The 7,691-nt window shown below is 66.4% G+C and carries 7 protein-coding genes; 3 read left to right on the top strand and 4 right to left on the bottom strand.

The window, feature by feature from the left end:
- Positions 1-136 precede the first annotated feature (136 nt).
- A complete protein-coding gene (locus JHD07_RS27315; protein ID WP_291627707.1) occupies positions 137-1,330 on the top strand; it encodes an MFS transporter in 1,194 nt (397 codons plus the stop codon).
- 65 nt (positions 1,331-1,395) lie between these two features.
- Here JHD07_RS27315 and JHD07_RS27310 read toward each other — a convergent pair whose 3' ends face one another.
- The 4 genes from JHD07_RS27310 to JHD07_RS27295 form a co-directional block, all read right to left on the bottom strand.
- On the bottom strand, positions 1,396-1,803 hold the full coding sequence (locus tag JHD07_RS27310) for a GFA family protein (protein ID WP_291627705.1): 408 nt from the start codon (positions 1,801-1,803) through the stop codon (positions 1,396-1,398).
- Between the two features lie 370 nt (positions 1,804-2,173).
- Positions 2,174-2,755 (bottom strand): DUF1254 domain-containing protein, encoded by a 582-nt coding sequence (locus JHD07_RS27305; protein WP_291627703.1) that lies wholly within the window; start codon positions 2,753-2,755, stop codon positions 2,174-2,176.
- Complete coding sequence (locus tag JHD07_RS27300; protein ID WP_291627701.1) at positions 2,752-3,330, bottom strand: DUF1214 domain-containing protein; 579 nt, start codon at positions 3,328-3,330, stop codon at positions 2,752-2,754. The genes JHD07_RS27305 and JHD07_RS27300 overlap by 4 nt, the downstream gene beginning before the upstream one ends.
- A gap of 9 nt (positions 3,331-3,339) precedes the next feature.
- Positions 3,340-5,628: a transglycosylase domain-containing protein gene (locus JHD07_RS27295; RefSeq protein WP_291627699.1), complete on the bottom strand. Its 2,289-nt coding sequence runs from the start codon at positions 5,626-5,628 to the stop codon at positions 3,340-3,342.
- Positions 5,629-5,921: 293 nt separating this feature from the next.
- On the opposite strand from JHD07_RS27295, the gene JHD07_RS27290 reads away from it, so the two are divergent.
- Positions 5,922-6,437, top strand: coding sequence for a YcgN family cysteine cluster protein (locus JHD07_RS27290; RefSeq protein WP_291627697.1), 516 nt, complete (start codon positions 5,922-5,924; stop codon positions 6,435-6,437).
- A gap of 157 nt (positions 6,438-6,594) precedes the next feature.
- A partial coding sequence (locus JHD07_RS27285; RefSeq protein ID WP_291627695.1) for an MFS transporter occupies positions 6,595-7,691 on the top strand: 1,097 nt, incomplete at its 3' end.

Raw genomic sequence — 7,691 nt, 5'->3', positions numbered from 1 at the left:
CTGTGGATCAGCGCGCTCGCTTCCGTCTCCGCGTTCGTCGCGCTTCTGCTGCTGCGCGCGGACCGGACGACATCGGAGCCGCTGCAGGCGGGAGGAGCCAATTCGTAAGCTGACCGGATGGTCGCTGATCGCGATGATGTGCATCGGCCAGATCGGCAATCTGCTGCCGCACGTGACACTCTCTGCGAATCTGTCGCAGCACCTGATGCCGGCCTGGGGGCTGTCCGCGGCGGAGGGCGGCCTGATGGCGAGCGGCTATGCCTTCGGCTACATGCTGGCGGTGCCGGTGCTGACCACGTTGACCGACCGCATCGATGCCCGGCTCGTGCTCCTGGGCGGCTCGATCGTCAGCGGGCTTGCGACAATGGCGTTCGGCCTCTTCGCGCAAGGCTTCTGGTCGGGCATGGTGATCTGGTCGCTCGCGGGCCTTGGCTTTGCCGGCGCCTACATGCCGGGACTGAAGGCGCTGACGGATCGCCTGCCGGCCGGCGACACCTCGCGGGCGGTGACGCTCTACACGTCGAGCTTCTCGCTCGGCGTCGGCCTGTCCTTCCTCGCTGCGCAACTCGTCGCGGATGGCCTTGGATGGCGTGCCGCATTCTTCGTGACCGGCATCGGACCGGTTGCGATGGTCATTGCCTGTGTCCTGATCGAGCCGCGGCGGCCCGCGCCCAGATCGGGACGTCTCCTGAACTTTGCGCCCGTCTTCGCCAACCGCGAGGCGCTGGGCTACATCCTGGGCTATGGCGCGCACTGCTTCGAGCTCTACGGCATCCGCACCTGGCTGGTCGGATTCTGGACCTTCGTCGTCTCGCATCAAGGCGCGCCGTCCTGGTTGAGTCCCGTCGTGCTGAGCGTCTGCTTCGCGGTGATCTCGATGCCGGCCAGCATCCTCGGCAACGAGGCCGCGCTGAAATTCGGGCGCCACCGGGCGATCACGGTGGTGATGATCGCGTCGGCCTGCGTGGCGGCCGTCATCGGCTTCAACGCAACCGCGCCAGGATGGGTGCTGGCCCTGCTGCTGCTCGTCTATGGCCTGACGGTGCCCGCCGATTCCGGTGCGTTGACCGCCGGCATGTCGGCGGCGGCCGTCTCCGAGCATCGTGGCGCAACGCTCGCCCTGCATTCCACCGTCGGCTTCGGCCTGTCGGCGGCCGGTGCCTGGGGCACGGGCGTTGCGCTCGACATGGCCGGCGGACCGCAGAGCGCAACCGGCTGGCTGCTGGTCTTCGTCGTGCTGGCGGCCGGAATTGCGCTCGGCCCGCTGGCGCTGCTCTGGGCGCGGACGAGGCCGCCCGCCCTCAAGCTCAGGCGTGAAAACACCAGATGATGGTGGCGGACATCGGCTGAACGTCCGGCGGCTTCCTGTGAAGCGGGACGGATAGCCGCCGCCCTTCAGGGCTGCGGTGGATAACGCTCGAACGCCGGCAGTTCGTGCGCGTGCTCCATCCAGCGCAGGCGCTCGGCGACCTGCATCTGCATCATCGGCGGCACGGCCTCGGGATCATCATAGGTCGCGCTCTGGATGTCGATCATCCCCGGCAGGATCTCGCCGTTGACGTAGAACAGGCCGGTGCCGCAATCGCCGCAGAAATGCCGCCGCCCGTGCTCCGAGGATTTGTAGACCTTGGGCTCGCCCTTGGTCACCTTGACGGCGTTTTCGGCATACATCGTCCAGCCGACGACCGGAGCGCCCGCGTGAAGCCGGCAATCGCGGCAGTGGCAAAGCGCGTGCACGATCGCCTCGCCCTCGACCTCATAACGGATTGCGCCACAATGACAGCCGCCGGTGATGGTGCTCATTCGTTCCTCCCCGACCGAGACGATCTTCAATCGATAGTCATCGAGACGTGCGGCTTCAACATCCCAAGCGAATTGAAGTTGCGTCCTACTGTCGCCTGACAGCTGCTGCCATTGTGCGCGGATGCGAGATCGGCTCCAGATAGGGATACGCGCTGCTCCCTAGTCCCGATCAGCTGACGCCGTGCGCAGCGATGTGGAGACGTACTCCTCGATGCCAACATGCCTGTGTTTTGCCCGACGAGTCAAAGGAGCTGCACGTCGCCGGAGGCAGAGTGATGGTTGAGTAAAGAGCCCAACGATTTCAACGCCAGCTCTACTGTGCATGGGGTTGTTTTCGCACTTTCGATTGGGCGCTTTGAAATTCCAGGCATCAGCGCCGGCGCGGTGCCTCGGCCTTGGCGGGCGCCTCGGTCTGCGGTGCGCAGGTCGCAGCCTGGAGCGAGCCTTGCGCCTGCGGCATCAGGCCGGGCTCGGGGGCGAGTGCCTTCATCAGGATCAGGCCGGTCGTGGTCGGGGAATCGATGATCAGGCGGTCGGCCGCGGTGACCTCCTCGTCCTCCGGCAGCTCGCTGTGCTGTGCTTCCGTCATCAGATCGAGCTCGATCACCTTGCGGCCCGCGGAGCGGTCGTTGATGGCGTAATAGGCGATTTCGTTACGGGTGTAGAACGACACCGAGGTGTAGGCCTGGCTCACCGGCACCGTGAGCTTGATCGGTCCGCCCGAGAGGTCGTAGCGGCAGATCGCCAGCGCAAAGGCCGGGTCCATGAACGGCATCGGCGAATCGTTGGGGGCGGCAAGGGGAAGCTGGGTGACGGCGTTCACCTTCGTCATCGGCGTCAGCCGCGAATAGGCATCCTGCGTCGCGATCCGCGGCAGCGCCAGCACGCTGACGAGATGGACCACGAGGCCCAGCACCACGCCGGCGATGATGGTGAACGCGAGCCGGATCATGAGCAGCCCACCGTGGTGATGCTGGGCATCGGCGCATCGCGCTGGGTGCGCGTGGCGACCCCGACCGGCGTATCGTAGAGCCGCAGCATGAGTGCGTAGCGCTCGATGCCGCCGGTCGGCAGCCAGTTGCCCGCGCGTGAGCGCGAGGCGATGCGGATCTCGAACGAGCCGTCGGACTGCCGCACGATCTCCTGGCTGGTGAAGCCGTAGCGCTGCAGCGAATTGGCGACGAGGTGCCCCTTGCGGTCGTACAGCGTCAGCGTCCAGAACCGCGCGGGCGGCGTCACGCCGGAGACGACCACGTCGCAGCGGCCGTCGAGCGCCTTCTTCTTGTCGTCGGTCGTGGCGGTGAAGGCGACGCCGTCGCCGGTGCCGATCGGCAACTCGCCGTTGCGCACGATGGTAGCGCGCGAATAGGGGTCGACGTCTGCGGTGCCGGTGCGCGGCCGCGCGGTCCAGGGGCCGATGGTCAGCGCGCCGATCTCGGTGCCGCGCGTCGTCGTCATCCAGGTCGCACCCAGGCCGACCGCCGTCGCGAGAAGGAGCGCCGTCAATGTGATCAGGATCAGCCGCACTTGTTTCGATCAGTTCTTGCGTGGGGCGGAAGCGTTGGCGTTCTCTTCCGCATAGTTCTGCGGGAAGGCGAGCGCACTCGTCGACGACGCCGGCTTCGCCGGCTTGCCGTCGTTGGCCGCCGATTTGTTCGCGGTCTTGGCCGCGTCGTCGAGCAGCTTCTCGACCCGCACCAGAATGTCGGCGCCGCGCTTGGTCAGCACCGGCGGGGGACCCGGCTTGGTCTCCAGCACCTTCGGGCCCGCATTGGCTTGCGCGTTGCTGACATGCTGCGGCGGCAGCTTCTGGCCCATGCCGATGCCGGGGATCTCCCGGACCTCGACGCCCTGATGCGCCACCAGCATGATGTCGTGCCAGGTCTGCGCCGGCAGCGAGCCGCCGGTCATGCGGTTGGTCGGCGAATAGTCGTCGTTGCCGTACCAGACCGCGCAGGTGAAATTGCCGGTGTACCCGACGAACCAGGCATCGCGATACGCATTGGTCGTGCCGGTCTTGCCCGCGGTCGGAATGCCGTCGAGCGCGGCGCGGCGCGCCGTGCCTTCGCTGACGACGTGGCTCATCATGCCCGCCATGTCGGCGGCGACGGAGGCGGGGATCGCCTGCCGCGGCTTCGGCCCGTCGCGGTCCCAGCGCCAGACGAGGTCGCCGGCGCCGGTGCGCACCTCCAGCACCGCATGCGGCGTCACCGCCTTGCCGCGGTTGGGGAAGGTCGCATAGGCGACCGCGTGCTCGAGCACGTTCACTTCGTCCGAGCCGATCGGCAGCGACGGCGTGTCGGGCAGCGGCGCCTTGATGCCGAAGCGGCGGGCGACCTCGACGATTTTGGCACGGCCGACCTTGGCCGGGTTCTGCGCCTTCGGCTCGTTCCTCCGGCCGATCTCGATCGACAGCTTCACCGGCACGACGTTGATCGATCGCGTGATCGCCTGCGTCAGCGTCACCGAACCGGAATAGGAATGGCCATAGTTCTGCGGGCACCAATTGCCGATGCAGACGGGGCCGTCGACCACGATCGAGTTCGGCGTGTAACCGTTCAGGAGCGCGGTGGTGTAGACATAGGGCTTGAACGAGGAGCCGGGCTGGCGATAGGCGTCGGTGGCGCGATTGAACTGGCTGGCGCCGTAGTCGCGTCCGCCGACCATGGCGCGGACGCCGCCATCGAGATCGGCGACCACGGTCGCCGCCTGAGTCGCGTGGTAGTCGCGGCCGAACTGGCGCAGCTGGTTCTCGACCGCTTCCTCCGCAGCCTTCTGCACGTTGGTGTCCATCGCGGTGCGGACCACGAAGACGCGCTCGGTGTAGGATTTCGGGAACGTGTCGACCAGCTTGCGCATCTCGTCGAAGGCGTAGTCGAGATAGTAGTTCGGCGACGCCTCGTCGCGGCGGTCGACTGCGAAGGCCGGATTGCGGCGGGCGCCGAACACCTGGCCCTCGGTCATGAAGCCGGCATCGACGAGGTTGTCGAGCACGACGTTGGCGCGGGCGCGGGCGGCGGGCAGGTTGATGTGCGGCGCGTATTTGGTCGGCGCCTTGAACAGGCCGGCGAGCATCGCGGCTTCAGCAAGGTTCACGTCGCGCGCGGACTTGTTGAAATAGAAATGCGCCGCGCCGTCGACGCCGAAGGTGCCGCCGCCCATATAGGCGCGGTCGAGATACAGCTTGAGGATCTCGTTCTTGGTCAGGCGCCATTCCAGCCAGACCGCGAGAAAGGCCTCGTTGACCTTCCGCTCGATGGTGCGCTCGTTGCTCAGGAACAGGTTCTTGGCGAGCTGCTGGGTGATCGAGGAGCCGCCCTGGCGGACGCCGCCGGCCTGGGCGTTGGTGACGAGCGCGCGCGCCGTGCCGGCGATGTCGATGCCGAAATGCTCGTAGAAGCGGCGGTCCTCTGTGGCGAGCGTCGCCTTGATCAGGACGTCGGGAAAATCCTCCAGCGGGATCGAGTCGTTGTGCTTGATGCCGCGGCTGCCGATCGGATTGCCGTAGCGATCGAGGAAGCTCACCGCGAGAACGGACTTCTTCAGCCAGTCTTCGTCCGCGGTCTCGCGGAAGGCGGGGATGGCGAGCGTGAGCATCACGATCAGGCCGCCGAGGCCCAGCGTCGCCGCCTCCGAGAACGGCTCGATGAAGACCCAGCGCTTCCACCGCCCGACATAGAAGCGGTCCATGAAGGTGGAGTAGCGCTCGTAGAGCTCGCGGATGCCCTTGGCCGAGGAGAACAGCGAGGAGTCGATGCGCGCATCGAGATCCAGGAAGAAGTTCCGGATCCTCTGCTTCCAATGCGGTGGTATGATCTGGCGCACCTAGAACCCTTGCGGCTTGCTTCGAAAGCGTTCAAGCACCCGGCCGGGGCGGCATCGAGACGTCTTGCGGGAATGTTGCGGCAAACCCAAGGCGCCCGGCCAGCATCCGAGGGGCTTGCTGTTCCTTCTAGCCGAGCGGGGCCCATAAACCAATGGTCACGCTCGCGATTTTGAACAACAGGCTGAGTTGACCCCGGGTCATTACGGGCCTCAAAGGGGCCTTGCTTGCACCCTTGCCGCCGCGCGCCCTAGATGGCGTCGCCGTAGCTCTTTTTAGAATTTTGTTGAGGCGCATGACCGCAGCTCCCAAACGACCTTCCGGACAAGAAGGATTCTTCTGGAAAACCAAGACGTTGGAAGAGATGTCGGGGGACGAATGGGAAAGCCTGTGCGACGGCTGCGGCCGCTGCTGCCTGAACAAGCTCGAGGACGAGGACACCGGGCAGATCTACTTCACCCATATCGGCTGCAAGCTGCTCGACGGGATGAGCTGCGGCTGCAAGGACTATCCGAATCGGTCCGACAAGGTTCCGGATTGTGTCCGCCTGACCCCGGCCAACGTCCGCACCCTGAACTGGCTGCCGCCGAGCTGCGGCTACAAGCTCGTCGCCGAAGGGCGCGACCTCTATTGGTGGCATCCGCTGGTGTCGGGCGATCCCAACACCGTGCATGAGGCCGGTGTCTCCGTGCGCGGCCGGGTCGAAGGCAGCGAGGAGCAGGTCCCGGACGAGGAGCTCGAGGACCACATCGTGCAATGGCCGGCGACCTTGCCGAAAGCGGCCCGCCTGAAGCGACGTCCGAAGGCCTGATCCGCCGCGCGCCTTTCAGTCACGCGTTCGGGATGGCCCGGGGGCGGGATGCACCCATGCGCCGCGGTGCCTGCCTGGGAAAAGCTTTGCTGTCTACATTGGGCTGCATAGAACGAATCCTTCGCGGCGTTGCGCCGCCACATGACGCCCGATCGAGATGAGCAAGTTCGAACGGCAGAGCGACTCTGCCGACATCCAGGCATTGCCCGACGATATCGCCGAGGAGCTGTCGCGCCTTCCGAGCGAGGTCATCAGCGTCGACGACGCGCCGTCCATCGCGCCGCCGGTGCCGTTGAGCTCCGACGAGGTCCGCACCATCGTCATCAGCCTAATGCTGACGATGTTCCTGGCCGCGCTCGACCAGACCATCGTGGCGACCGCGCTGCCGACCATCGGACGCCAGTTCCAGGACGTCTCCAATCTCTCCTGGGTGATCACCGCTTATCTGCTCGCCTCGACCGCGGTTGCGCCGGTGTTCGGCACGCTCAGCGACATCTACGGCCGCAAGGCCATGATCATCACCTCGCTCAGCCTGTTCGTCGCGGGCTCGGTGCTGTGCGCGATCGCCCCGAACATGCCGATGCTGATCCTGGCGCGCGGCCTTCAGGGCCTCGGCGGCGGCGGCATCATGCCTGTGGTGCAGACCGTGATCTCCGACGTGGTCAGCCCGCGCGAGCGCGGACAATACCAGGCCTATTTCTCCAGCGTCTGGATGGTCGGCGGCATCCTCGGCCCCGTCATCGGCGGCGTGTTCGCCGAGCATCTGCACTGGTCGATGATCTTCTGGATCAATCTGCCGCTGACGGCCGCGGCGCTCGCGCTGCTGCTGCCGAAGATGAAGAAGATCCCGGTGTTTCACCGCAGGCGCAAGGTCGACTGGCTCGGCGGCGTGTTGCTGATGGCCTCTGCCGTGGTCTTCATGCTGGTGCTGACTTGGGGCGGCACGCGCTATCCATGGCTGTCGCCGACCGTGCTCGCGATGCTCGGTGGCGCGGTCGCACTCGTGGTCAGCTTCGTCTGGCACGCCCGGCGCGCCGACGAGCCGTTCCTGCCGCTGCCGCTGCTCGGGGGACGGGTGGTGCCGTTCGGACTGATGGCAGGCGGTTGCGCGCTCGGCGCGATCACGGGCCTGACGGTCCAGCTGCCGCTTTACTACGAATCCGTCTATCACCTCAGCGCCAGCGAGGCGGGGCTTGCGCTGATCCCGCTCGCGGCGGTCTCGACGGTCGGCGCGGCCGTCGCCGGCCGTACCAT

This window comes from Bradyrhizobium sp., from assembly GCF_016462955.1.
GTDB lineage: Bacteria > Pseudomonadota > Alphaproteobacteria > Rhizobiales > Xanthobacteraceae > Bradyrhizobium.
This window is presented reverse-complemented; position numbering and strand designations above follow the sequence as displayed.

Excerpts from the sequence above, each read along its gene's own strand:
- JHD07_RS27305 (WP_291627703.1), bottom strand. The coding sequence starts at position 2,755 with ATGATCCGGCTCGCGTTCACCATCATCGCCGGCGTGGTGCTGGGCCTC.
- JHD07_RS27290 (WP_291627697.1), top strand. The coding sequence starts at position 5,922 with ATGACCGCAGCTCCCAAACGACCTTCCGGACAAGAAGGATTCTTCTGG.
- JHD07_RS27310 (WP_291627705.1), bottom strand. The coding sequence starts at position 1,803 with ATGAGCACCATCACCGGCGGCTGTCATTGTGGCGCAATCCGTTATGAG.
- JHD07_RS27315 (WP_291627707.1), top strand. The coding sequence starts at position 137 with ATGTGCATCGGCCAGATCGGCAATCTGCTGCCGCACGTGACACTCTCT.